This is a genomic window from Novipirellula artificiosorum, assembly GCF_007860135.1.
Lineage (GTDB): Bacteria > Planctomycetota > Planctomycetia > Pirellulales > Pirellulaceae > Novipirellula_A > Novipirellula_A artificiosorum.
The window spans coordinates 213154-235914 of the sequence record NZ_SJPV01000003.1 but is presented as its reverse complement, the minus strand read 5'-3'; the positions used below and the strand labels follow the sequence as shown (position 1 = coordinate 235914).

Here is a 22761-nt window from a genome sequence, read left to right as displayed (position 1 = left end):
GTCAACCCTCCGTGCTCTCGAGGATTTCTTCAAAGACCTGCGCCAGCTCAGCATGATGAGCCAGCAGATACGTTTTCACCTCGACATTATTGAGTAACGTGCGGACGTAAATGATGAGTTTCAACAAGTTTGTCGTGTACTGGCGATAAAGCCCCGAATAGAAATTCTGTTGCTGTTCGGCTTCTCGTAGCTTCTTGAGTAGTTGACTCTTCTTTTCGTCGGCCTGTGTCCACGGCGTCCTCGTCGCGTTCGTATTCGCCCGCTTCCCCGCCGGCGTCTTCAGCACCAGCCCCCGTGCGAACGTCGTGCTATAGTCGTTGCACGACTGCATTAGTTTGAGGATCTCGTGCTGGCGGTCCTGTTTGACGTTGACCAACTCGCGAGCGGTTTGCAAGTTAATCTTATTACCATTGAACGCCTTCACCACCTCGGGATGAAGTTTGGCGAGAAGGCCTTTGTTGAGCCGGTGACCAATGCTTTGCATACCAAGAGCATTCGCAATCGTCTTCTCATCGAGCTCTTCAAGCGACTTGCGAAGCATTCGCATTTCCTGCGACGCGCTCAATTGGTTGACCATCCGGTTGCCAGTGAATCCGTCGCGGGTATTGTGAACCAAGCACGGCACCGTCTCAATCCCCAGGTCCAACAGAATCCGATAGCGAAGTGCTCCGTCGAGAATCTCGTATCCATCCTCGAGCGGATAGACAATCAGCGGATCGATCAACCCTACAGCTCGCAGACTTGCCTCGATCCGTTGTCGATACTTTTTGGCGACCTTGCGTTCGTTTCGTGGCACCAGTTTGACGATCGAGACGTCGATGCCGTGAACCGGTTTACCGTTCTGTCCGTTGGCACTCATGATGACACCTCCGAATTGGCGGATGGATCAAATTGAAAGTCGCCAGAAAGCTCCGGACGCTTGTCGAGCTGCTGCTGTTTGAGTAGCTCGACCAGTCCCCCGTCCTTAAACAGCATGTTCACGCCGGACAACAGCGTCATAAACCGGTTCTCTTTCGTTTTCGCCTCACGGACGTACGATGTTTTTACACGCGTTGTCTCGGCGATGTCCTGTCGTAATTGGACAACGGTGTAGTCTCGGCTAGCCGGCGATTTCTTTGATTGCTTCGCCCTTGCCGAGATGATTCGCCGGGCTTGGCCAAAGTTGTTCGTCGTGACCAGGCCCGCATCGAACGCATCCATCAAAACGTTTTGGATCTGAGAATCCTCCGTCGACGAAACCTGAATCGCGAACTTGATCGGAAAAATGCCATTCTCGACCCCTTGGATCAAACGCTCTTCCCCCTGTTCGACCAACCGGATGTAGTCACGAATGTAGTGTTCCGATTTACAAGCGATCTGGGCGATCCGTTTGTATTCCCAACCCTCGTCGTGCAAACGCTTCAGCTCCCGAGCGAAATCCATACTGCCCGGTTTCGTTCGGGCGATGTTCTCGATCAGCGATTGCAGCAGTGCCTCTTTCCGAGTGCATGTCACGACTTCGGCCGGAACGTGCGTCTTGGCGAGCTGCTTGTGGGCCAATAGCCGACCCTCACCGCAAATCAATTCGTAAAACCCGGTCGTGTCGAGAAACTTGTCGTTAACCCGGATCGGCTTCATCAGCCCGACGCCCTCGATACTTTCGACATTCATCTCGAACTGTTCTTTGTCGCGATTCCGCGAATTGATGACTTTCACTTTCTCGATCGGTACCTCTTCGTACCTACGGTTGGCGATCGAGCAGATGTTGGTGAGTGGTTCCATGTTGTTCTTTCGTTAAAGGAGTTGTTGAAGAAAGTTCAAATCGGTCCGTCCGAACAGTTCGGTGCGGGTCGATGAGCTGGTGAAGCGCAGCGGCTTGGAGTCCGATCCGAATCGAGGCAAGGCAATGAACCCGAGAATCTTGAAGTCTGCGGGTTCGGAAAGAAGGACGCCGAGCGTCATGTCGATGACCGGCCTTGTATCTCGGCGAAGTGGCCAGTACGATTCGTAGCCATGCGGTATCGGAACGGCGGGCTGAATCGAAACGGTCAACTTCTGGTCGAGCACCAAGAAGTCGGAGTACGCCAGCGTTTCAGGTACATGGCTTCGAATCTGGTCCTGAACCGTCTCGCGAGCCTTGTCCCGTTCACCATCGAAGAGTTTTTGGAATGCCTGGTCGAGCGAGCCAAATTGTCGCCCGTACGATCCCGATGATGGCAAGTCATCATTGAGACGCAACAATCCAGGCCGCACCATGCCGTGCGATCGGTACAGTGAGTCAAGCTGCCGCAGCATGTAGTCCGGGTCGTATCGCTGTTTACGTTTCTCAAGGATTTCCTGAGCACGCAAGTACAGTTCGATGTCGATGACGCCCGTAAAAGCTTCCGGTGTCCGAACCCATTGCTCCGGCGGGTTTGGATGCTTTGGCGTTTTCAGTTTTCCGGAGGTTTGGTTGTAAACCATCGTGCCGGCGTACTTCTCTTTTCGCAGTCGAGCGATCACACTGCCGGCGCCCCACCGCCCGCCTCTCGGAGAAGGAATACCGTCATCGTTGAGTCCCTCGGCAATCCTATATTCCGAGAACCCCTCCTCAACGAACTCGTTGAAAATCCGGCGAATCACGGCGACTTCTTCTGGCGGCCCTTCGACCAGCGTCACCCGTTGATTTTGAATGCCCTTGTGCTGGCCAGCCTCCAACACATGAAGCGGTTCGCGCTTCTCATCGAGCAATAGCCGCGACAAACCGTATGGCGGCGGACCGCCGGCCAGGTAGCCTTGCTCGGCTATTTTTACGCAGCCGCGCCAAACCTTGTCACTCAATTCGCGACTGTACTGAGCAGCGCGGAACCGCTCGAACTGAACGTAAACCGGATAGAGCGGATCGTTCTCTTTCGGCTTGCCAATCGTCGTGTAGATAACCTGCTTACCGTTTTTCTTGCAGATCGCCGAGAACTGCGCCGACAAGTCAATGTCTTGAAACCGCCCCCAACGACTGACATCCAAACACAAAACGTATTCAAAGTCATCGCGTTTAGCGATCCACTCTTCCATCATTTCGGTGAAGGCCGGTCGTCCTTCGGAATTCAGCCCCGATCGTCCTGCGTCACAGAACTCACGAATGATCTCGACGCCGTGTTCCATCGCCCACGCCCGAACCTGATCCTGTTGAATCGGTATCGAGTTTTCTTGTCGGTCTTGTGCCGAGTGCCGGTAATACGCCACCGCTCGAACGAGCGCAGGCGCATCCGGATCGGGCACACCGATTTCCCACCAGTTATCCAAGATGAATGCTCCATCTGTAAAAGTCTCTGTCGTAACCACGAACCCAACGCTCGTGGTACCAACAAGACAGTTACGAGAAGCACCCCACATGCCTCAAGCGGCTAAGTCACACCTGTCGCCCAGAATTCCGAGACTTTGTCCCACTCGCCCTCCCCGTGCGGGAATTGCCTGTCCACACTGGCTACGAAGCCGACTTCGCCGGCCATCGAATCGGCTACGCAATGCACTGCGTCAGTCGCTAAGTGAGCAACGCCGCGACCCGATAAAGAATCTGTTGGTGTTCATGCGAGAGCACCTCGCACAGAAGATTTGACGTATAGTGAGTTCGGTTTGGTCCGTCGGCGAAGGTAGCGAACGTTACCGCCAATTCAGAAACGGCACGGCCGCCACTCAGGTGCAAGCGCGGGTACGACCATTCAAATCGAATAAGGTTAGTGGATCGATTCCGAAGCGGTTGGGTCCCCGCGTTCCTTTTTGAAGACCGACGTAAAAGGACATGAACACCTGCCCAATGCCAGGCAAGAATCCAAGTATCATCCACCACCCGGACATGCCAAGATCATGCAAACGTTTGACGCCAACTGCCAGCGCACTCCAGATAAACGCGAACAACAAGACAAGGCTTACCAGACCGACAATACTTGAATCACCCAGAGCGGAAATCGCGATACCCCAAATCACAAGAAAAAGGAGCGGACCCAATACCGATGCGGCCCAAAAGATGCTTCGCGGTATGCGTCCGCGGAGGGAAAAGAGTATCCACAATAGATCGAAGTGTGTTGCTCGATCGTCTACCTGCGTTTCTGTTTTTGCGTTGGAAGGATCTCTTGTTTCTCGAAACGACGCATCGGTTGCCGTCGTGCCGGACTCTGTTTGCGGAACCACCTCACTGTGCGACGACTTACCACCATCAAGTTGCGTGAGGCAACTTGGGCACGTTCCGTCAGCGAAAATTGCGACGCGAACTGAGCACTTTGGGCACTTGATGATGTCCATTCTGAAAATGATCCTTGCCGCTGGGCCACAACCTTGCGAGTGGCTCCAACATCGAGTCGACGAACCTTGTGTATTACCTGAAGGACCAGCGAGATTCTCTGGTAGGTGCCTATTCTCGCGGGGTCGTTCGAGTGTTCGCGCTTGGACAGAAGTTCCACAGTATGAGCATTTTCCCCGAGCGGCACACTGCTGTCAAATTTTCAACTTAGCCGGAAGGTAGGTTGCAACGTTACGCGTTGATTTCCGATTCCTCCGCTAGAGCTCACGAAATTCGGCATTTCCCGCAGTGCAAATACGAGGGTCAATTGCCATGCGAATCAACGGTAGCGTACCCAGTCTTGTTGAACGACCGTTGTTTCTCCGTCCAGGGTGTCTTCAATCGTGGAACTGATCTTGCCATCAGCGGGGATTTTCACGGTGACTTTGCGCCGGAACTTTCCATTGGGGCCAAAGTCGTCACCCTCAAAAATCCATTCCTTCTCGGTGAACTTGGTGAGATAGATCACACCAGACGTACCATCGGCGAAAAAGCCCCACCAACCGACTTGATTATACTTAAGATCCACACCCATGTAGCCATGCCAGGGCGCCGGATCCAGTTCGCCGTTCGTGCGAACAAACTTCCTGTCTAGGGCCCATGCGTAGACATGTTTGCGCGGCCCGTTTTCGTCCTGTTGATCGGCGGGGACCCAAGTGCCAACCATGAAGTCACCAATCCTAGTCAACGCATTTTGCGAGTCGATTTCGGCCCAGCATTGTGGAGAAAACATTAGGATCGTCGCGAAAGTAAACATCGAGAAAAGCAGGTGCCTCATCATTCAGTCTCCTGTCAAGAAAATGGGTAATAGTCGCTTTTTAGAATATTGTGAGCCAAGCGTGATGTCAGCAAATGACGACAACGATCACGCGGTGTTCGCCACGCGATCGTCCATTGAAGGAACGTTACTCGTCCACCCCTTGGAAAAGAGGACTATGGGCACTGGCACTCCGGTCCAATCGATGGATCGTTGATCGCCAGGAATCTATCGATTCTCATTGTCGGTGCCACTTCCACAGGTCTGCCTCATCAACCAGATACGAGTATCCGTAATCCGTTTTCTCCCATTTTCCAGTGTGTTCGGTCTTGTTTCCCTCGTTGTCGAAAAACAAAAACTTCCCTGCGACGACGGTGGCCGACAGTCGCTTGAAGTGTCCAACTGAGTATCCTTTGCCCGGGTGGTAGCCCAAAGCAAGTAGTTGGTGGTCACTGGATTGGTCGATCCCGAATGTGCCCTGGAATTTGTCGGATGAAGCCACGTAGCAGTTCTTGGCTTCGTTAAGCTCGATTGACATTACATTTTTCGCTCCGTCCGATTGTTCCAAGCTCCAACTCCCTTCAAGGAACGACCACGGGCTCGGATCTGGAACATCCGGTTCGGCGCCCGCAGTGGAGTAACAGAATGGAAATAGAGCCAGCGTCAAGGCAATCAATTTCGCAGCACGTTTCATCGTAACACCTCATTAAGAATGGAAAGTCAATTCTCTGACCAAATCAAACAACTTGCGTATCACCGGAAGTACCAGCGAGCATACCCATGAAGGGACTCATTCACATTGGTTTCCCATTCGGTACCGAGGGTGACCCCCACTGATGCTCAGTGGTTGAATTGAGTGTTCTCAACGGGAGGTCAGATCGCCTCTTTGTGTATTCTCACTGGTTCGGATTGTGCTGAAAACTGGCTAACCGGTTGCACCGTTTTCGCAGCTCAGTGTTGCATTGTATTGCCACTGCTGTCCCTGGTGCAAATTTCCACAGCCATGAAACCGGGACCATTCGCTTGGTTGCGACGATCCGCCACACTGTATCGGGAAGATCGCTTCGATTGAGTTGCAAGAGGATGATGCACGAGAACACTCTCACGCCCACGAACTCAACGAACTGGACGTTGACGTTGGGCCTAGTGGGTGCGATCGTTTTGATCGATCAATTTGGCGAATAGCGTTCTCTGCTTGTCCCAGTCCGGCTCGCCTGCGATGGGGCGGACTTCTCGCTCGGTGAAGGGGGCTCGGCCCTTCGAATACCGCGCCAGATGAAGGAGTTGCTCTTGGATGTCGGGAGCGAGGCACGATAGGTTGAGAATCTGGGTGAGACGGTAATGAGACACTTGGCAGGCGCGTGCTAAATCGCGCCCAGAACAAAAAGATCCGTCACGACCGTGGTTTGCAGCGAGTGAACTGCTTTTCGCTGTTGACCAAGCCATAACGCCAAAAGTCTTCGAAAACCAGCCTCGTCCGGTCATAAACTTTGGCGAGCATTCCGGTCATAAACTTTGGCGAGCATTAGACACAGCAAAAACCGATATTTGCGAGCAATCGACATCGGTGTATCCCGACCGCAATGACGGATACAATTTCGTCGGCAAAGTTCCATTTCCCGCGTCCCACTCGCCTGACAACTGTCATGAAGATCGTGTTTGTTAGATCCGGAGCGTTGGGCATTTTTAGCGAGGGTCTCAACACATGACCGTGACCGCCTAAAAAATATCGACATCCAATGCCTTGAGTTCGCCTTCGTTGGGACTTCGGGAAAATTCAGCATCCAAATAGTCGACTTGTTCGAAACGAATTCGCAGATCCCCTTCTCCCATTCGCCGAATTGCGTGAGGAAATTCATTGTCAGTATCTGGAATGATTGCGGTCCAAGATCCGGGATCCTTCGCTTCAAGATGGTACAATGTCAAATTGTTCGCTCTGATTCCTGAATAAGACTTAGATTTGCGGGACTTAAATTGAGTAACGCCTCCTACTCGAACCGTAGCAGTAATCATCCCTGATTCTTCATCCCAACAAAGAAGCACGTGTACGGTTGGGGTATACGTATGGAAGGGAAGGGGAAGCTGTTGCATCGTGTATTTGTATTCATAGTCGATAGCAATCGCCTTTCCCGACTCAGCAACGCCGATTTTCATTGGGTTTACTTTCCATATCACATACCCGGACGGAAGGAGACTATCTGAGGCGTTAACAGGATTCCAATCACCAATCATCCATGCGAGTGGTTCTAAGTGTGGGTCAAGCTTCGGATCAGCCCCATCGCATAAACTCATTGCGGAACAAAGAACGAAACCAAAAAACAGGACACGAGTTGCCAGGAAACTCATAGCTAAACCTCAAGGTTGATAGGAAAAACGCAAAACCTAACAGAGTAATTACAAGCGTTCTCACCCCCCAAGGGCAACGCTGTGAAGCCTCCCCATGCAGGCCACTCTTTGTAACAAATCGAAAAAGCTCTCTCTCACTATACTGCAGAAATATCATGGGTTTACGAGTTCCGAGGCCGTTTCGGTTTCCTGCCGATCGTGTGTGACTGGCTCGAACTTTTGCACACGCAAGACATCTCTCGTTCGAATATCACGCTCGATCGAGATGCGGGCATCTGTAACCCTGCTCGAACATTCTACTTGCCGGTTAAACCTACTTGTTATCGGCCTACTTTGCTTCGTCGATCGCCAATACTCTCGACGCTTGATTACGGACGTACTGAAGAAGCTTTTCCTCTGAAGGGTTTTCGCCCATCCATTCTACAGCTTTGTCATAATGCTGTTTTGCTTCCTCCGTTTCTCCCTGCTTTGCCATTACCATCGACATCCAAAACCAATCGTATCCATTCAGCTCCATATTTGGATTGAGTTCAGTCATCTCATAGGATTTATCAAAAGCTTCACGTGCCTTCTCAATGTTGCCTCGGTAGTACTCGACGATTCCAAGGGTAGACCATGGCCATGGGTGTTTTGGATACAGTTCCTGGTATCGTTTTGAAACTCGAAACGCTTCCTCCTCCAGCGATGGGTCTTCTCCGCAAGCGTAAGCGAGAGCCCACGCCTTGTAGCCGAAGATAGCGGTTCGCCTTCCTTCTGGATCCATCGCCTCAGCGAGTCGCACCAACGAGACACTGTCACCGAATCGAACGTCCTCAGATGCTGGCAAAACCTCACCTAGGAAAGCTTGAAATCGATCAGTAATGGTTGAGGTTGACATTCCTAGGCCAATAGCCTTCTGGTAATGGTATGCCGCCAACTCAATATTGTCCTGGCTGACTTCGCCTGCGTTTCGCAAAAGCGGCGAGACCAGTGAGTCGGCAAACGCAATGTGCGTCACTGCTTTATCTGGCCTTAACGCTAACGCTGCAGCAGCGCATCGAATAGCCATTGCGTCATTAGACAAAACGGGACGAATCTGTGATTGGTGCAATAGCGAACGAGCTAACGAAAGGCTGGCCCAATAATCTCCTGGATTGGCACGACATGCGTCTTCCAAAATCCCTAATGACAAATCCGCTGGATCCGGAATTTCTATGTCATCGTAGCAAATCTGGATTCGAAAAGATCCTAGAAGGGCATTTTCCATACCTGGTTTTCCAGTTGCCAAACACACTCTTAATGTATCTGTATCAAATGGCGTCCGATCGTCCAGCAAGAACACAGCCACTCGCTTAGTCTTCCCATCATGAACCTGCCAGCGTGTTTGACTGTCATTATCAAACGCACGATATATCTCCATGTTTTGGTCGGCATCGTAGCTGCAGAAAGCATCAGCTATTGGAACATTGGTATCCTTCCCCTGATCAAAACCGCTGCATCGCGACAAATCAATGTCTGATATGGAAAACCCTTCTCCAGCTCGGCCAGCACTGCTATTCTCGCGAGTAGAATCAGGCATCGTTTCGACCAGGATCGCGCGAATGGGCCTAGGTTCAACTGGAAACGAAATCTGATATTCATCTCTCTCTGGCATAATGCCATCAACGGCGATTCCGCTTTCTGCGCTCCACTTCAATGATGCACCACTTGTTGCTTCGAGCATTGTCGGCCTAGTGGTCTTCCACTCGTTTTGGCTAAGAATCTCCATCAACTTGGGCGCAATTTCTGCTCGCTTCATCAATTCAACCACGTCGGTACGAACGATTGCAGGCTGACGATTGAATGCATCTTTTTCACGCAATAAATCAAGAAACTCAACTATGTCGTCATTATCAATGACTTCACGATATGCTCGTCTCCACTGATCATTGTCGGCTCGGGAAACCAAACGACTCAGCCAATCAGACTTTTTGTAATTCGAGTCGTTTGAACAAACGGACAGACGAAAGCTACCCAGATTCGCTCGCTCCACTTTACTGTGTGTTCTGTAGCCAGTATTCATAAAGAAAAGAAATCCTGAATCACTGGTGACAGCTACATCTGTTTCAAATACTGCGGTCATCGACTCACCACCGCTTCCGCCACTATTCCATCTCATCGTACTCATCGGATACCGAATTGAGGACATGTCTGCGACAGCCGAGCGTAGTTTCAGCAACTCCCGTTTTGAAGGATCCGATTTTGACGCTACGGCCATTAAGATACCGGGCACGGCAAAATATCCTGTTGCTGATCGACCTGGACCGCCATTTGGAAGCGAGTCATGCGTCAGTGCCTCAAGGCGGACAGCAGTGATGACCTTTTGACTCGTTTCAAATGTAAGCTCATATCCATGTTCCGGGTGTTCACCACTGGCTAGAATCGACATGTCACCAAGAATTTCCAAGCTGTCTCCACCAGGCGATGATACTTTCGTTGGCATGAGAATCGACCAGTTTCTGTTCTTTGATTTTTCAATTGGCAATGGCGTATCAAGAGATCTTTGCCAACGTTCAAGAGACACGATGATGCATTCTCGTAGTTGCTCTGGCAAACTGGAGATTCGCTTCTCAAACTCAGTACTCTCTTCTTCATTTATGTGTAATCCCCAATCAGAGAAAGCACGCTCATACCGTTCGGCAGCCCCGTCTATCCCAAGCGACCGAAGACAAAACGAGTTTCTCGGTACGGGAGGGGGCAAGTTGAAGAAATCGTCAGGAAATCTCTCACGTCCCGATTCAGCCAGTCGCCTGAGGTGCTCCGTTTGTTCAACATATTGTTGCATCTCCCATTCCCAGATGTTCTCGAGTTCGGCGAGAAGGGTCTGGTCAAGAAGGCGGGTTTCTAATGCGGATGCAAGGTTTTGCACCTGCGTATCCAGTTCGGGATCGACCTCGTTGCCTTCAAGCAATTTCTTGGCTCGGCGTACGCATTCAAGAGCGCGGGACAGTAACTCGGGATCGGTTTTTGCATCCGATTCTAAATCGCCCGCCAAAGCATTAGCCGCCGATAATTCTTTGACTATTATCCGTTCACGATCCTCTCGCTCCTTCATAGCAACCATTGCGATTTGATTCTGCTGATTTTGTTTCCAGTTCCAACTTCCCCCGGCTATGGTGATCAGCGCGATGAGCGACGCCGCGAGTGCCATGACCACCTTGCGGCGTTTACGTTCCTCGGTTGCGCGGGTCTCCGATGTGATGGTGTCTAGTTCCGCCTTTCGAAGACGCTGATCAACCGTTTCGAGGTATTCGGAAATTCTGTTGGACACCACACCGGCGTCTCGCAAGCGATCTGCTGGTTCAATCTCCAAACAAACATGCACCAGTTTGCTCAGTTCTTGATCCGCGCCGGTCTTGGCTAAACGCTCGAAGCAATCGGCAAGTTTGCCCCGGGTCGCCATGCGAAACACTTCTGTGGAATGATCGGCCACGTAAGGCGGTTTACCCGTCAGAATTTCACAGAGGATTGCGCCCAAACCAAACACGTCCGCATGTTCGTCTAAGCGATCGACTTCGCCCAGCGCTTGCTCCGGCGACATGTAGGCCGGCGTGCCCAAAACGCTACCGAGCTGAGTTTGAGACCCCACCAGTCCCGGTGTGTCGCCGCTGCCGTGACTGCGAATCGTTTCAATAATGCTGGTGCCTTGATGCGCACTGAGTGCCTTACGCTCGTCCGCAACTCCACCTTCGCTGAGAACCTTGGCTAGCCCCCAATCCATGACTTGAACTTCACCAAAAGCACCGACCATCACGTTCGACGGTTTCAAATCGCGGTGGATTACTCCGCGACTGTGGGCGTAGGCCATCGTTTGGCAGATCTGCTCGAAAATGGCGAGGAATCTGGCTCGATCCTCGGTTGGTGATTCACGATCCGAAAGCAGCACTGACAGCGTCTTTCCTTTGACTAACTTCATGCTGAAGTACGGGCGTTTGTCGGAGAATTGCCCCAATTCATAGACGGGCGCAATGCCAGGATGCTGAAGCTGGCCGCCGATCTGAGCCTCTTCAATAAATCGCTGAATCACTTCGGGTTTGTCTTTGTGCGAATCCAGCAAGACTTTGATGGCCAAGTCGCGTCCCAGATCGATATCATGTCCTTTAAGAATGGCTCCCATACCGCCGCGAGCAATTTCACCATCGACGCGGTAACGACTATCCGGGCTCGTGATGGGAATCTCGGTCGACTTCGTCCGCACGATCGGATCGCCTTCGGGATGCAAACCGCTTTTCAGAATTACGCGGGGAACATTGGACAATCCGCTACAGATTGTCCGCAGGACGCTTTGATGAATTGGCGGCGTTGTCAACGAATCTTGCCCGCCAAAGGCAGCCGCCATTCCGGCTTCCAATGCACGAGTCGGCGTTTCTGATCTGGAATGATCGGTGGCTGTGATCGGACCGTTGCTGTCTTCACTCATCGGTTAACTTCCCGGATTTGATTTCCATCACCAACGCGATTTTTGTGCGTCTCTAAATCAGGTTCCACTGGAAAACGATTTTCGCGGCCGTTTTTTAGGAAATTAGCCCAAAATCTCTAGCAGCAGATCAACCTCCTGCTGCGTGGCGTCGGAATCACCACCCGAATGAAAAGCGACAACCTGACGCAGGGCCGAGCTAAACTCCTTTCGAGCCATCGCGTACTGGTGATGCAGTTTGGCGGGCTCCTCCTGCCACAAGACAGCAATTTCGCGTATGGGTCGTCCTTCTTCGAAACGCAAACGCAACAGCTCAATACGTCGCTTCGCGTCTTCGCCCGCAGATGCAGCTTGTTCCTTCTGCAACTCCGCCGCCCTCCGCATCATCGTTCGTGCCCACGCGCGATCGAACTGAATCGAGAACGAGGTGTCGTCAGACGCAATGTTCTCCAAATCCGCCTCGTCTGCCCTGCGGTGAAACGAGGCGGCCTGTCGCGATTCATAACGCAGAGCGACTTTTCTGGCTATACCGTAGAGATACGGTCGGAAGCCTCCTGATCTGCTTTGATCAACACGAGCCAGCGGTCCAGACGTGCGAAAACACTCCACGAACACCTCTTGAGCTGCATCACTAACGTACTGCGCGTTTGGCGATCCAGACCATCGAGCCTTCAAATACGCAGCGACGGCGGGCCAATACAACTTTGCAAAAGTTTCGCGGTCAGCCACGCTTCCACCAGCAGCGGCATCGATCATGGTCCAGCAGGTGCTTTCAGAATTTGCCATTGCAACTACCCAGCATCATGTGAAGTGATCAGACATCAATCGCAGCATTGTATTCCGCGAATCGCCTCTCCGTACACAACTCAATTGCAGGAATGTCTCTGTTTCGTGAGCTGTTGTGAGCCGGTTCCCCGCTTGGCATTGCCGAAAAGTCGTTGTGTCGGTCGGTCCAAACGGTCTGAGCTTCAAGTTGGGTTAGTCCGTTTTAGCCTGCACAATTCCTCAACATAGTGGGCTTGCCGAACGTTGGCGTTCGATCTAATTGGGTCCACTGGTTTTACCGGTAAGTTTGGCGAATAGATTCCTCTGCTTGTCCCAGTCGGGCTCGGCGGCGATGGGGCGGACTTCGCGCTCGGTGAGGGGGGCTCGGCCCTTGGAATACGGCGCCAGATGTAGGAGTTGCTCTTGGATGTCGGGAGCGAGGCACGTTAGGTTGAGGATCTGGGTGAGACGGGCGCGAGTGACTTGGCCTACGCGGGCCAGATCGGCTTGGGACGCAAATCGGCCGGTGACGAGCGCGCGGTCGAAGTGGATCGCCAGCGCCATCATGCGAGTGAGTCGCGGCAGTCGGCCAGGGGTGGGCCGTGGTCGGGGGACACCGGGATGGATGCGTCGTTCTCCACGATGGGCTTTTGAAACGTGGAAGGTTCGAAGGACCGAAGGCGCTATTGTCATTTGGCTGACTCCAAAAGGTCGAAGCCTTGGCCGAGTGTCTTGATTCCAGTGGTTTGAAAGATGATGTCGATCGTGCCCGCCACTCCGTCGAAGTTCACCGTTTGGATGATAAGCTCGATCAATCGGCACCGTTCTTTCCGGGACATTGCATCCCACATATCGTCGAACTGATGGAGAGCGTCGCGGATTTCCGCATGACTGATCGTTTCGTCGCGATGCTGGTCAATCGAACGTTTCAGCAAGTTGTATCGCTGTTCGTTGTCGGTAATTCGCTCCTGTACAGTGGCGATGTGGTCTAGCGAAGCCTTGTTCGTGGCGAAGTGATTCAGTTCTTCGTAGTCGTTGCGGATGCATTCTCGTAGCGAGTTCATTTCCTTGCGTTGGTCCGTTGTCTTTTCCCTCTCTTGCTCGTGGGTCCGGTCGTAAATATTGCGGATGAGTTCATCGTCAGCGGCGATAGTCCGCAGTTCCTTGACGACGAAGTCCTCGATTTGGCCGGCAGGAATTGACGGTGAATCGCAGGCTTCGTATCCTTGCTTGTCGGCTTTGCCGCAGACGTAATAGCGATAGCGTTTGGGGCCGCGGCCGGTGGATGTGTGTAACATGATACGGTTGCATCCTGCGCAGCGAAGGATGCCTCGGAGCATGCCGTCAAAATTGGTACTGGCTTGCATCATGCCTGTGCGGCCGTTGCGTTTAAGCGATCGTGCGACCCGGTCGAAAGTTTCCGTGTCGACGATCGCCTCGTGTTGGCCTTCGTGAACTTCGTCTTTGTAGGTCAGCTTGCCGAGATAAGTGACGTTGGTGAGAAGCTGGTGGATACGGTTCTTATTGAACTCGCAGTCGCCGCGAATGGTGCCTTTCTTCGTTGTCCATTGTTTGGTTCGCCAAGCTCTCTTGTTCGCTTCTTTGGCGGTCTCGATCAACGACCGTGTTTGCAAATAGAGGTCAAACAACTGGCGAACCCGTTGGGCCTCGTGCGGCACGACGATCAGTTTGGTGTCTTCGACGGTGTAGCCGAGGATTGGGATTCCACCGCACCACTTGCCTTTGCGGCGTGTGGCGGCGATCTTGTCGCGGGTCCGCTCGCTGATCATTTCTCGCTCAAACTGGGCGAACGAGAGCAGAACGTTGAGGATCAGCCGTCCCATGCTGCTGGCCGTGTTGAACTGCTGAGTCACTGAGACAAAGGCAACCTCGTGTTTGTCAAACGTCTCCATCAAGCGTGAGAAGTCCATCAATGAACGGCTGAGGCGATCTACCTTGTAGACGACGACACAGTCGATCTTGCCGGCCTCAATGTCTTCCATCAGTCGTCTCATCGCCGGCCGGTCGAGGTTTCCGCCGGTAAAGCCGCCATCGTCGTATCGCGTGTCGATGCACTCCCAGCCTTCATGCCGTTGGCTGGCGATGAATGCTTCACCGGCATCGCGTTGCGCGTCCAGACTGTTGAACTCTTGTTCGAGTCCTATATCGGTTGACTTCCGAGTGTAAATGGCGCACCGGACAATCTTGAGTTGCTCGCGTCTCATCTGGTGACCTTTGGTTTGGTGAGGTTGAAAAATCGAAAGCCGTTCCAATGCTGGCCGGTGATTTCCGTCGCGATGGCGGAAAGCGTTTTGTAGGTTTGGCCCTCGTATTCAAAGCCCAATTGAAGAACAGTGACGACGTACTCTTGGCCCTTGTAAACGCGAACGATATAGTCGCCGACCGGCGGAAGGCGGTCGTCGTGTGGGGCTGATATTGAGGTCGCTTTTGGTTTAGGCTTTGTCGCCGATTCTTTTGGCGCGGTTACTCGCAAGTCGGCTTCATTGGCGAGCTGCGATGCCCGCTCGATAGCTCGGTTGGTGAGGCCGCCGAATTGATTGGCCTGGATTCGCCAAGCGATTCGTTTTTGCAACCATATTTTGTTCCTTCCCGTGGTCGCTTCGCCGAAGACTTCGACGTACTTGTTTTGCAGCTCGCCGACGCTCATTCGTTTCAAATCGGCAAGCTCTCTGGTGATCGTGCTACTCATCGTTTCTCCCTGACAGGTTGGAAAGGTCGGTGCCGGGTGCGTTCACCGAGGCCGTGTCATAGAGAGCCTTGAGCTTCGGGAGAGTTCAAGCGAACATCCTCCGAGTCTTGCGAGAGTTCTTCGAATTTGCCGAGGATCGGTTGGTTTTGGCGGGATCGGACGATGGCTCTGGCAAGGATGCAGACGATTTCACGACGACGATTTCGCAATTCGTCCTCTGGGGTTTTGCTGGGTTGGGTTCGCACGTGCGGATTCCGAAACGAGAAAAGGAGCCGGGCGGTTAACGCACTGCCTCTACCCCTTGAGCTACTCCGGCGGAGGGCAAATTGGCGGTGGGTCAATGGAGGAAAATTCTTCAGCGGGTGAGTCACGCGTTGGAACCTCACAACAAAACGCCAAAAACACTGTGGAACGACACTTCGGATCGGTCCCCTGGCTTCCAATTGGGCCGCCGAACATCACCAAAATTGAAAAAGTTTCTGACCCCTGTGACCAGACTTGTCACGACCACCTGGACAATGCTTACAAATAACCTGTCCACCCGATTCCAAGAAAGGAAACGACATGAAAACCACCGAAAGAGTCAATGATTACCCGAAGCTCGACATCGCAATGATTCGCAGGATTCGCAAAGAATCTGGGCGGAGCGTCGCCCAATGCGCTCGTGAAGCGGGGATGCCACCAGAAATGTGGGAACTGTTTGAAGCGGGACTCGTTCGCAAAACGGACGTCGGCGCAGTGATCTTTCTCTGGCAAGGGCTTCGCTGTGATCCAAAAGCGATCATGACGGAAATTCGTGGCAAGTTCACTAAGGTGCCAGAGTACGTCTACGTCATTGATTCGGACATCAGTGACAAGATTCTTCCGATACCGTCGGCACGTCCAGGAAAGCGCCCCAAGAAACGTCGCCGGCCGACCTCGCTTGGTCCGTCGACGGGCGGATGGAACGATATACAGCCATCTTTGAATTGAAGCCTCAGCTCGCTACTGAAGTTTAATCCGCCGCGCTTTATCGCGACACAATCGTAAGTCGGGAATGGGTCGGACGTCAGGAGACGTTCAGGAAATCGGCCACGGAGGAGCGGCAGGACGCCCACGACGGACGCAGCGGTGGTGGAACCATCGCCGGCCCGATCCCGACGCTTTTTCAGTGCTTGGATCGCTGGATCAAACAACTTTCCCACGGATGCAAATGAAACCGACAAGCTTTGAACTGCAATATCTCTTATGTCTGACCACTACCTACGACTGACCCATCACAACATCTTCAAAAACGTGGCCCACGAACGACTCCATGAATTTCTCGCCCCCTTCGCAGACTACCTTGCCACCCGCGGCATCAAACTGCCTCGCCTAGCGATCGACGATAAGTGGCGCGAAGAGGTTCGATTAATACTCCGACAACCCGACGACGGCACGCCGCGTACGCTGTTGCAGTCGGCGCATTTTGTCAACGATCTTTGCACCGAAAGCTGCATGGAGAAGTTGCTCGATCGCATCGACGGTTTGGCGGCGAAGTTTCGTGAGGAGGAAAATTCAACCATCGCGGATGTTGCCGTCGAGGCGTTCTTGCATCATCACGACGACGCAGAAGAGATCCTTCGGTGGGAACGCGTACAAACGCGAAAGTCGTTTCAGTACTTTCAAGCCAAGACGAGCGAACCGCCGGAAATCTTGCTGCCGCTCGAGCCACGGCGTCTGGCATTCCAAGATCATGTGTCGCAGTACCACATCGAAAAGCGATGCGGTCCATTCGTTGATGTGACGATTGAAGAGACCGAGACGATGTTGCGGCTTTTGGTCAGTCATGGATCTCCGTTGAAAGCGATCAAGCTGGTTGAGAATGGCCAGCCAGTCGATCGACATAGCCGGCCACGTGGCGAAGCGATGTTGGAACTGAATAAACTTGCTGGCGAATTGAAGATCAACGCAGCGACTCTCACTCGTCGGCAAATGTACCGTTCGGCGTTCGGAGAATGCTTCTTCGACGACGAGGAGATGTTCCCCGATGGCAAAATCTGGACCGCTGACCCGCTTGTCATCGACGGCAGAAAGTCTCTGTCAGTCGCGGATGTTCCGCAGCTGCTCAATGCGTCGCTGGTAAGTGTGAAAATCGCGTTGACCGGTGGCGTTCCTGAGTACGTCCGAACGGATCGCGAAGCGCTGATCGACGTGCTCGAGGACCGAATCGCGACGTTCAGCAGCTATGACGAAGAGGTCCGCATCATCGAAGCTAGGATCGCATTGACATTCGCGGATTCGCGTCGTATTCGCATGTGCACGATCAGGCCGCCCAACTTTGCGGCGTTTGGTCGAGACGGAGATGCCGATGTAATCGAGGATTTCTTGCGAAAACGAGGGTTTATCAATGGTCGCCGGATCAAGCCGTTCGCATTACCGGGAGCCGGTTTGGAGAGCCGTTCGCTCGGTGCGTCAGTCAGCAACGTCTCTGACTCATTGGCGGAACCTACTTCGTGATCGGTTCGCGATCGCCGAGCCGTGGTTGAAACCGACGGACCAGTACGCGAGTCACATTCCGAAACTCGGGTCCGACTTTGTTTGGTACCGAGTCATTGAGGATACGCCATACGTTTACATCGCGGTCGACGAGGAACAGGGTTGTCGCGTTGATGTGCAGCGCTGTGAGATGGTGATCCACCAGTTCGACTTTGGTCGGTTGGTCGCATGCCTTTCCGCGCACTTCGGTTTCGATATTCGTCTTGAACGTAGGCCCAACGATCCAGCCTGGCTGATTGGGGTCGACTCACCGCTGGCCGGCGTTGCGTTTCCAGTCTTCTTGCAATGCCGCCGAATCAGTGATGCGGTGTTGTTTGCGACCGATCACAGTGATGGACCTTTCGTTCTCATTCAGTGGGGCGATGAGCCGATCGACGACCGGACTCGGCGACGACTTGAGGGTCATGACGCCTTGCTGTTGACGTTGGATCAATTCGCGTCGCTCGACGAGCGTGGTGAACTTGCGCTTGCGGGAACTGCAAGGAACCGTCTGAAGGCATTTCGCAATTACCACTCGCCCAACATCGATGCAGCGAAGCCCAACATCGGGTTCGCCACACCAGCCGGTTGTACCTGGCCTGACGTATCGATTCGGTTTGTTGATCAACACACGGTCCGCATCTCAGTTCGCGACGAGACGGGAATCTATCTCTATTCTCAAATGGGGTTGGTGGACGCTCGGAATCGACAGCCAACGAAGCAGTGGGACCTGTTGGCTGACTTTGCCAAGGGCTATGGGCTGATGACTTGGAACTCACCGGCGGCTTGTCGCAAGAACAAGAAGCGGCGCGAGGTTCTATCCGCCACCCTGCGTGACTTCTTTCGCATTTCCGGTGATCCGATCGAACTGACCGAGGACAAGAAGGGTTGGCGATGTGTGTTCCGCATCGAGCCAGAAAGCTGACACTTGGCACTTTTCGCAGATCCCAAATCTGCAAACTCGAAAATGAATGAATTCACTTGAAGCCGTAAATCGTCGAGTTTGCGGCTTTTTGCATGGGAAATGTCTCGGAAATTTTCGCCCCCTTGGGACTTTTCGCCAGTGGCGTTCGACAGGCCTTGAACGCTTCTGACAACTCACTTTGCCGAAGCAGACCACACCGTATCCAGCCCCCAACGGGACGGTCTGTTGCTTCGGACGCGGCGTCTGTTTGCCGGCCAAGGACTGGCAACCATGCCCCCTTCTTCCGACAAGCATCCAAACACCGAGCACGACATCGTCAACGATAAGTTCGCTCGTGGCATTATCCGCCGCAAGACGCAGCAGATCATCTTGCGTCCGGGATTGAGCAACCAGGACGCACCCGCGATCGAGCAGACGATTCTGACCCACTTGATCGAGGCGATGCGATCGTTTGATCCCGCGATCGCTCATCGCAACGTGTTCATCACCACGGTGGTCGAGCGCTTCGTGATGAGCTACCTAAAAAAGCGACTGACCCAAAAAGCCGGTCCGGGATACATCCAATCGCTCAACATCGAGGTCATTGTGCCCGGCGAGTTGCCAACGGATCTGCAATACACACTCGACGAATCCATCAAGTACGCCCGTCTGCAAATCGAGCGTCGGCCGGACGACGAACTTCGTGAACTGGTCGAGGCCATGGCGGCGATGATCGCGACGCTTCCCGAACCTTGGCAACGGATGCTGGAACTCCGCAAGTCGCACTCAATGGTTCGTGTTTCTGAATTAATGGGCGTGCCGCGATCGACGCTCAACGGATGGCTTCGGGCGGTGGCGGAAAAGTTCGAGCAAGCGGGCCTTCGCGACTACCTCGCCTAAAAACTTTGGCCTCCGATCCGTCAGTCCCATCGCTAGCGGAGTAGTTCAAGGGGTAGGCGGGCATGTCTCGCCGACCGACTCAAGACACCAACCAAAGGATCATTATGCCCAACATTGCCCTCGACATCGAACGCCGCGTCGCACTTTCTTTGGCGGTCGGACGCTATCTCCGTTCTGCAGAGAGGTTCAACAATGCGTCGAAAGAGTTCACCACGTGCTGTAAATCACTACGCAAGCGACTCGGTAGCGACCAGCGTTTTGTCGTTCAAGTCGACTTCAAATACTACCTCGTCACGAGCGACCGCGACGGCAACTTCGACGTCGAACCGATCCCGTCGCTATGACAATCGTTCTTTCAAACCTCACCTCCTCACTTCAAACTTCAAATGACCAATTTACTCGAAACCATCCAAACCGGCCGCCAATCCAAACCACCGCGTGTCTTACTCTACGGTGTCGAAGGCATTGGAAAAGCACAACCATTGGATGCCAAAGTCTTGACACCTAATGGATTCGTCCCCATGGCTGACATCTCGGTCGGCGATGCCGTGATCGGTGCCAATGGGCAAGCTTGTGAAGTGCTTGGTGTCTATCCGCAGGGCACCAAAGACGTTTACCAAGTTACATTTCGCGATGGATCAACGACCCGGTGCTGTGACGACCATTTGTGGCTGACGGCGACATGTAACGAGCGATCAAAAGGAATGGCTGGTGCGGTTCGCACGCTCACAGATATCCGACATTCGCTTCGTTACGGCACTCATTTCAATCATGCCGTGCCGCGAGTGGCGCCGGTTCAGTTCCCGGCAAAAGACCTGCCGATCGATCCGTGGTTGTTGGGGATGTATTTGGGTGATGGCCATTACGGTCACAGTCTGATGATCACCAACCCTGAACTTGATATCCAAAACCGAGTCCGGAATATCATGGCTGCCGACGGTGATCAAGTAGTCATGGTCGACGATTTGCACATGCGGCTAACCTCACCGGACCGAAGCGGCACGCAATTCAAGGCGACCATTGATACGCTCGGCCTGGCTGGCCGCAAAGCCGAGGACAAATTTGTCCCAACGGTGTTCCTGAACGGTTCCGTCGAACAACGACTGGAACTAATACGGGGACTCATTGACAGCGATGGATTCGTCACAAACCCAGGCTCAGTCGAGTACACCACCGTGAGCCCGCAGCTTAGCGCAGACTTCTGCTATCTGGTTCGATCCCTCGGTGGTTCCGCTTGCGTCAAGACCAAACGTGGGTCGTACGAAAAGGATGGCATCCGGCACAAATGCAAAATGGCCTATCGAATCTTCGCTTCATTTCCAAACGAAGTCGCGCCGGTCTCCAGTGAAAAGCATTTGGCCAAATGGGGCTCGGCGGAGTGGCGAATTCATCACACCATCCGCGAAGTAACGCTGATCGGCCAGATGGAGTGCAAGTGCATTCGTATCGACTCGCTCGATTCGCTTTATGTGACTGACGACTTCATTGTCACGCACAATAGCACATTCGGCAGCGAAGCCCCCAAGCCGATCTTCATTCAAACCGAAGATGGCCTCGACGAGATCAATTGTGATCGTTTTCCGCTGGCGACGAAGTTCGATGACGTCGTCGCAGCCCTGAAAACGCTCGCGGGCGAGAAGCACGATTACGAATCGGTCGTGATCGACTCGCTCGATTGGCTCGAACGTCTTGCGTGGGACAAATTGTGCCATCAATACGGGGCCGAGTCGATTGAGAAGGTCGATGGCGGGTACGCTCGTGGCTATACGCATGCTCTCTCACTATGGCGTGAAGTGCTGGACTTGCTCGGTGTACTTCGTTCCCGCGGCATGGTGATTGTATTGATCGCGCATTCCAAAGTCGAGCGATTCGAGGATCCGGAAAGCTCGCCCTATGACCGTTATTCGCCGCGGCTTCACAAGCACGCTGCAGCCCTCGTCAAGGAATGGTGCGACGCAGTGCTGTTCGCGACTCGCAAGATGCGAACGCAAAGCGAAGACGGTGGTTTCAACCGCAAACGAACCATCGCTCACGCCATCGGCAAAGACGGCGGCGAACGCGTCATCCGTGCTTACGGTTCGCCGACCTGTGTTGCGAAGAACCGCTACGGCATCGCTGAAGAACTGCCTCTGTCCTGGTCGGCGTTCATCAACGCCATGTCGACCAACTGAACAATTCACCCCCTTTCTATCCCGTTTCAAACCCAAGGAAAACGCAATGGCTACACTCAACTTTGACGCCAACCAAGTCGAACCCACCAACTCGCTCGAACCGATTCCCGCTGGCAAGTACGTTGCCGTGATCACGGACAGCGAAATGAAGCCGACCAAGGCTGGCACCGGACAATATTTGCAACTCACGTTCGAGATCATCGAAGGCGAGTTCAAGGGGCGTCTGTTGTGGGTTCGTTTGAACCTTGACAACCCGAACGAAACCGCCGTGCAAATCGCTCAGGCGGAATTGTCCGCGATCTGCCGTGCCGCGGGTGTGATGATTGCCAAGGACAGTCAAGAACTGCATTCGTTGCCGATGATGATCAACGTTCGCCTAAAACGTCGCATCGACACCGGCGAGATGCATAACGAGATCCGTGGTTACTCCGCAACGGCGCCCGCTCCAGCTTCTAACCCGGCGCAAGCGTCCACCGCGCCTTGGAAACGCTGAGCGTGTTGCTCGTCGAAGTGCCCCACCCTCCCAGTATCAATCATTACTGGCGGCGGGTGGGGCCACGGACGTTGATCAGCAAAGGCGGTCGAGAATTTCGTCGCGACGTTTGCCGTTTGCTTCATGACATGGAGGTCCGCCCCATCACCGGCCCGCTGTCGGTCGATGTGTTGATTCACCCGCCCGATCGTCGCCGTCGTGACATCGACAATGTGCTCAAGGTACTGCTCGATGCACTCCAGCACGGCGGTGCGTACGAAGACGACAACCAAATCGTCGATCTCTCTATCCATAAACGCTGTCCGGTTAAGGGCGGCAAAGCAATCGTCCGAATTGAGGAAAACGATGGTCGCCTTTGCCCACAACTATCGCCCCGCAAATAGGGTGTGTCTGAAGTGTGACAAAAAATTCGACAGCCAAGGACCGGGAAACCGCATCTGCAGGAAATGTCACAAATTGAACGCTCGCTACACGGGGCACTGCGAAGCAT

At 53.4% G+C, this 22761-nt stretch carries 21 protein-coding genes; 8 read left to right on the top strand and 13 right to left on the bottom strand.

Translation table 11 applies throughout. The annotated features are described in order from the left end of the window. Position 1: 1 nt before the first annotated feature. The 13 genes from Poly41_RS10430 to Poly41_RS10370 form a co-directional block, all read right to left on the bottom strand. Positions 2-859 carry a ParB/RepB/Spo0J family partition protein gene (locus Poly41_RS10430; RefSeq protein WP_146526155.1) on the bottom strand — a complete coding sequence of 286 codons (858 nt, stop codon included), beginning with the start codon at positions 857-859 and terminating at the stop codon, positions 2-4. After that, positions 856-1761 carry a ParB/RepB/Spo0J family partition protein gene (locus Poly41_RS10425; protein ID WP_146526154.1) on the bottom strand — a complete coding sequence of 302 codons (906 nt, stop codon included), beginning with the start codon at positions 1759-1761 and terminating at the stop codon, positions 856-858. The genes Poly41_RS10430 and Poly41_RS10425 overlap by 4 nt, the downstream gene beginning before the upstream one ends. Before the next feature lie 12 nt (positions 1762-1773). Beyond that, positions 1774-3261, bottom strand: a complete 1488-nt coding sequence (locus Poly41_RS10420) for a recombinase family protein (protein ID WP_197231206.1) — start codon at positions 3259-3261, stop codon at positions 1774-1776. A gap of 390 nt (positions 3262-3651) precedes the next feature. Continuing rightward, positions 3652-4257, bottom strand: a complete 606-nt coding sequence (locus tag Poly41_RS35640; RefSeq protein WP_146526152.1) for a DUF805 domain-containing protein — start codon at positions 4255-4257, stop codon at positions 3652-3654. A gap of 317 nt (positions 4258-4574) precedes the next feature. Further along, positions 4575-5027, bottom strand: a complete 453-nt coding sequence (locus Poly41_RS10410) for a hypothetical protein (protein WP_146526151.1) — start codon at positions 5025-5027, stop codon at positions 4575-4577. A 262-nt stretch (positions 5028-5289) separates the two neighbouring features. Next, entirely contained in the window at positions 5290-5745 is a 456-nt protein-coding gene (locus tag Poly41_RS10405) for a hypothetical protein (protein ID WP_146526150.1), read from the bottom strand. Positions 5746-6194: 449 nt separating this feature from the next. Further along, positions 6195-6401: a hypothetical protein gene (locus Poly41_RS10400; RefSeq protein WP_146526149.1), complete on the bottom strand. Its 207-nt coding sequence runs from the start codon at positions 6399-6401 to the stop codon at positions 6195-6197. 369 nt (positions 6402-6770) lie between these two features. Then, a complete protein-coding gene (locus Poly41_RS10395; protein WP_146526148.1) occupies positions 6771-7397 on the bottom strand; it encodes a hypothetical protein in 627 nt (208 codons plus the stop codon). 328 nt (positions 7398-7725) lie between these two features. Continuing rightward, the gene (locus tag Poly41_RS10390; RefSeq protein ID WP_146526147.1) at positions 7726-11835 is read right to left on the bottom strand and encodes a serine/threonine-protein kinase; all 4110 of its coding nucleotides are present in this window, start codon (positions 11833-11835) and stop codon (positions 7726-7728) included. Positions 11836-11937: 102 nt separating this feature from the next. After that, on the bottom strand, positions 11938-12618 hold the full coding sequence (locus Poly41_RS10385) for an RNA polymerase sigma factor (protein WP_146526146.1): 681 nt from the start codon (positions 12616-12618) through the stop codon (positions 11938-11940). A gap of 255 nt (positions 12619-12873) precedes the next feature. Beyond that, on the bottom strand, positions 12874-13290 hold the full coding sequence (locus Poly41_RS10380; protein ID WP_146526145.1) for a hypothetical protein: 417 nt from the start codon (positions 13288-13290) through the stop codon (positions 12874-12876). After that, positions 13287-14822 (bottom strand): recombinase family protein, encoded by a 1536-nt coding sequence (locus Poly41_RS10375; RefSeq protein WP_146526144.1) that lies wholly within the window; start codon positions 14820-14822, stop codon positions 13287-13289. Before Poly41_RS10375 ends, Poly41_RS10380 begins: the two co-directional genes overlap by 4 nt. Continuing rightward, the gene (locus Poly41_RS10370) at positions 14819-15307 is read right to left on the bottom strand and encodes a DUF2924 domain-containing protein (RefSeq protein WP_146526143.1); all 489 of its coding nucleotides are present in this window, start codon (positions 15305-15307) and stop codon (positions 14819-14821) included. Before Poly41_RS10370 ends, Poly41_RS10375 begins: the two co-directional genes overlap by 4 nt. A gap of 564 nt (positions 15308-15871) precedes the next feature. Here Poly41_RS10370 and Poly41_RS10365 point away from each other — a divergent pair. The 8 genes from Poly41_RS10365 (at position 15872) to Poly41_RS10330 (ending at position 22654) form a co-directional block, all read left to right on the top strand. After that, on the top strand, positions 15872-16279 hold the full coding sequence (locus Poly41_RS10365) for a hypothetical protein (RefSeq protein WP_146526142.1): 408 nt from the start codon (positions 15872-15874) through the stop codon (positions 16277-16279). 255 nt (positions 16280-16534) lie between these two features. Then, the gene (locus Poly41_RS10360) at positions 16535-17785 is read left to right on the top strand and encodes a hypothetical protein (protein ID WP_146526140.1); all 1251 of its coding nucleotides are present in this window, start codon (positions 16535-16537) and stop codon (positions 17783-17785) included. Beyond that, positions 17736-18728: a hypothetical protein gene (locus tag Poly41_RS10355; protein WP_146526138.1), complete on the top strand. Its 993-nt coding sequence runs from the start codon at positions 17736-17738 to the stop codon at positions 18726-18728. The genes Poly41_RS10360 and Poly41_RS10355 overlap by 50 nt, the downstream gene beginning before the upstream one ends. A gap of 270 nt (positions 18729-18998) precedes the next feature. Beyond that, the gene (locus tag Poly41_RS10350) at positions 18999-19607 is read left to right on the top strand and encodes a hypothetical protein (protein ID WP_146526136.1); all 609 of its coding nucleotides are present in this window, start codon (positions 18999-19001) and stop codon (positions 19605-19607) included. A gap of 104 nt (positions 19608-19711) precedes the next feature. After that, positions 19712-19951, top strand: a complete 240-nt coding sequence (locus Poly41_RS10345; protein WP_231615564.1) for a hypothetical protein — start codon at positions 19712-19714, stop codon at positions 19949-19951. A 42-nt stretch (positions 19952-19993) separates the two neighbouring features. Then, positions 19994-21778, top strand: coding sequence for an AAA family ATPase (locus tag Poly41_RS10340; protein ID WP_146526132.1), 1785 nt, complete (start codon positions 19994-19996; stop codon positions 21776-21778). A gap of 46 nt (positions 21779-21824) precedes the next feature. Further along, on the top strand, positions 21825-22271 hold the full coding sequence (locus Poly41_RS10335) for a DUF669 domain-containing protein (RefSeq protein ID WP_146526130.1): 447 nt from the start codon (positions 21825-21827) through the stop codon (positions 22269-22271). 2 nt (positions 22272-22273) lie between these two features. Then, positions 22274-22654, top strand: coding sequence for a RusA family crossover junction endodeoxyribonuclease (locus tag Poly41_RS10330; RefSeq protein ID WP_146526128.1), 381 nt, complete (start codon positions 22274-22276; stop codon positions 22652-22654). Positions 22655-22761: the final 107 nt, after the last annotated feature.

Coding starts and splice junctions, on each gene's coding strand:
- Poly41_RS10430 (WP_146526155.1), bottom strand. CDS start 859: ATGAGTGCCAACGGACAGAACGGTAAACCGGTTCACGGCATCGACGTC.
- Poly41_RS10425 (WP_146526154.1), bottom strand. CDS start 1,761: ATGGAACCACTCACCAACATCTGCTCGATCGCCAACCGTAGGTACGAA.
- Poly41_RS35640 (WP_146526152.1), bottom strand. CDS start 4,257: ATGGACATCATCAAGTGCCCAAAGTGCTCAGTTCGCGTCGCAATTTTC.
- Poly41_RS10410 (WP_146526151.1), bottom strand. CDS start 5,027: ATGTTTTCTCCACAATGCTGGGCCGAAATCGACTCGCAAAATGCGTTG.
- Poly41_RS10405 (WP_146526150.1), bottom strand. CDS start 5,745: ATGAAACGTGCTGCGAAATTGATTGCCTTGACGCTGGCTCTATTTCCA.
- Poly41_RS10395 (WP_146526148.1), bottom strand. CDS start 7,397: ATGAGTTTCCTGGCAACTCGTGTCCTGTTTTTTGGTTTCGTTCTTTGT.
- Poly41_RS10390 (WP_146526147.1), bottom strand. CDS start 11,835: ATGAGTGAAGACAGCAACGGTCCGATCACAGCCACCGATCATTCCAGA.
- Poly41_RS10385 (WP_146526146.1), bottom strand. CDS start 12,618: ATGGCAAATTCTGAAAGCACCTGCTGGACCATGATCGATGCCGCTGCT.
- Poly41_RS10380 (WP_146526145.1), bottom strand. CDS start 13,290: ATGACAATAGCGCCTTCGGTCCTTCGAACCTTCCACGTTTCAAAAGCC.
- Poly41_RS10375 (WP_146526144.1), bottom strand. CDS start 14,822: ATGAGACGCGAGCAACTCAAGATTGTCCGGTGCGCCATTTACACTCGG.
- Poly41_RS10370 (WP_146526143.1), bottom strand. CDS start 15,307: ATGAGTAGCACGATCACCAGAGAGCTTGCCGATTTGAAACGAATGAGC.
- Poly41_RS10365 (WP_146526142.1), top strand. CDS start 15,872: ATGAAAACCACCGAAAGAGTCAATGATTACCCGAAGCTCGACATCGCA.
- Poly41_RS10360 (WP_146526140.1), top strand. CDS start 16,535: ATGTCTGACCACTACCTACGACTGACCCATCACAACATCTTCAAAAAC.
- Poly41_RS10350 (WP_146526136.1), top strand. CDS start 18,999: ATGCCCCCTTCTTCCGACAAGCATCCAAACACCGAGCACGACATCGTC.
- Poly41_RS10345 (WP_231615564.1), top strand. CDS start 19,712: ATGCCCAACATTGCCCTCGACATCGAACGCCGCGTCGCACTTTCTTTG.
- Poly41_RS10340 (WP_146526132.1), top strand. CDS start 19,994: ATGACCAATTTACTCGAAACCATCCAAACCGGCCGCCAATCCAAACCA.
- Poly41_RS10335 (WP_146526130.1), top strand. CDS start 21,825: ATGGCTACACTCAACTTTGACGCCAACCAAGTCGAACCCACCAACTCG.